Origin of the sequence: Streptomyces kebangsaanensis, from assembly GCF_001906585.1 — a bacterium.
Lineage (GTDB): Bacteria > Actinomycetota > Actinomycetes > Streptomycetales > Streptomycetaceae > Streptomyces > Streptomyces kebangsaanensis.
On the sequence record NZ_JUJA01000157.1, the window covers coordinates 237,301 to 237,830 of the forward strand.

Annotated in this window: 1 protein-coding gene and 1 pseudogene; one reads left to right on the top strand and one right to left on the bottom strand. The window is 74.2% G+C overall.

The window, feature by feature from the left end; translation table 11 throughout:
* Positions 1 to 130, top strand: a pseudogene (locus RH94_RS44850) (NAD-dependent dehydratase); the annotation flags it as partial.
* A gap of 31 nt (positions 131 to 161) precedes the next feature.
* Here the strand turns inward: RH94_RS44850 and RH94_RS44855 are convergent.
* On the bottom strand, positions 162 to 530 hold a 369-nt coding region (locus RH94_RS44855), incomplete at its 5' end, for a sensor histidine kinase (RefSeq protein ID WP_234426095.1).

Below are 530 nucleotides of genomic sequence, written 5' to 3' on the forward strand. Positions count from 1 at the left end.
CCGGCTCGGGGACGTACGGCACATCACCGCGGACTCGTCGCGGCTGCGGACCGGGCTGGGGTGGAAGCCGGAGGTCGGTTTCGAGGAAGGCATGACGGAGTTCGCGCGGACCGGGATGCGGGGGGCGTAGGACCGCGGTGGGCCGGTGGTGCTGCCCGCGTTCAGGAAGCGGCGGCGGGCAGCACCACCTCGAAGCGGCAACCGCCGGGAGTGTTGCGTACGGTGGCCCGGCCCTGGTGCGCTTCCACGATCCCCCGGACGATGGCGAGGCCCAGGCCCGCGCCGGCCGGGGGCGTCCGGGCGTGCGTGCCGCGCCAGCCGGTGTCGAAGACGCGCGGCAGGTCCTCCTCGGGGATGCCGCCGCAGCCGTCCGTCACCGACAGCACCACGCCCTCGGGGGAACGTTCCGCGGCGATGGCGACCGTGCCGTCGGCCGGGGTCCGGCGGATGGCGTTGACCAGCAGGTTGCCCAGCACTCGGCTCATCTCCTTGCCGTCCACCTCCACCGGTACCGGCTCGATGCGATCACC